We start from the raw sequence: 726 nt of genomic DNA, 5'->3' as shown, positions 1-726 counted from the left end.
GCGCCAAGCAGGTCCAGCTCGGCCAGGATTGCCCCGGCCACCGTGGTCCTGAGCGCGAACAGCGGCACTTCAGGTTTGCCGTTCTGGTCATTTGTGGCCAACAGCAGGAACGCCTGGGGGAGGCTCAGCTCCACCGGTTGAGGTGTTTCAGCATCCATAGCATCATGGTGGCGCAGTTGGGCATTCACCACAACGAGGATTTCTTTCGTACAACGGCGGGGCCTTCCGCCGTCGTACGAATCCTTGGCCTTACTTGGCCCGTGTGAAGGTCCCCAGCCCTGTTCTGTTGTAGAAGTCCAGTGTGACGCTGGGCGAGGAGCCGGTGTTTGGCCCGGCAAAAATTGCTCCGGCCAGGCCGTTGCCGTTCTCGCCGATGGACTCGAAGCTGAACGTGTCGCCGTCGAAATGGGTGAGCGGGAAAGTAGTGGGACTGCCAGCCGGCCCCATTCTCATGGCCAGCTTCCCGCCCTCTTCGAACACCACAAGCGGCCCGTAGTAGGAGTTGTTATAGGTGCCTGTGTAGGCGCTGTTTGGCTTGGCGGGTGAGGGGTTGGCGGGAACCTTCGTGTAATCGACCGCGGGCTTGCCGGCCTCGTCCTGTTGCCTGAAGATACCGGCAATAAAGGTCAGCCAGTCGACTGTAGGCCGCCCGTGCTGGGCTGTGTCCATGAAGTCAGCGTTGATTGCTTCAGGAATTCCTTGCGGGCGCCCGTTCGTCAAGGCCAC

1 protein-coding gene and 1 pseudogene are annotated in these 726 nt (G+C 61.0%); both read right to left on the bottom strand.

The genetic code is table 11. The features are described 5' to 3' along the window. Positions 1 to 158, bottom strand: a pseudogene (locus AC5RWX_RS33965) (GOLPH3/VPS74 family protein); the annotation flags it as partial. A 91-nt stretch (positions 159 to 249) separates the two neighbouring features. After that, on the bottom strand, positions 250 to 726 hold a 477-nt coding region (locus AC5RWX_RS33960), incomplete at its 5' end, for a DUF3471 domain-containing protein (protein ID WP_494100530.1).

The sequence above is a fragment of the Arthrobacter sp. SPT-J7 genome, from assembly GCF_059089965.1.
Note: the sequence above shows the minus strand (reverse complement) of the source record. Positions and strands in the feature narration are given on the sequence as shown.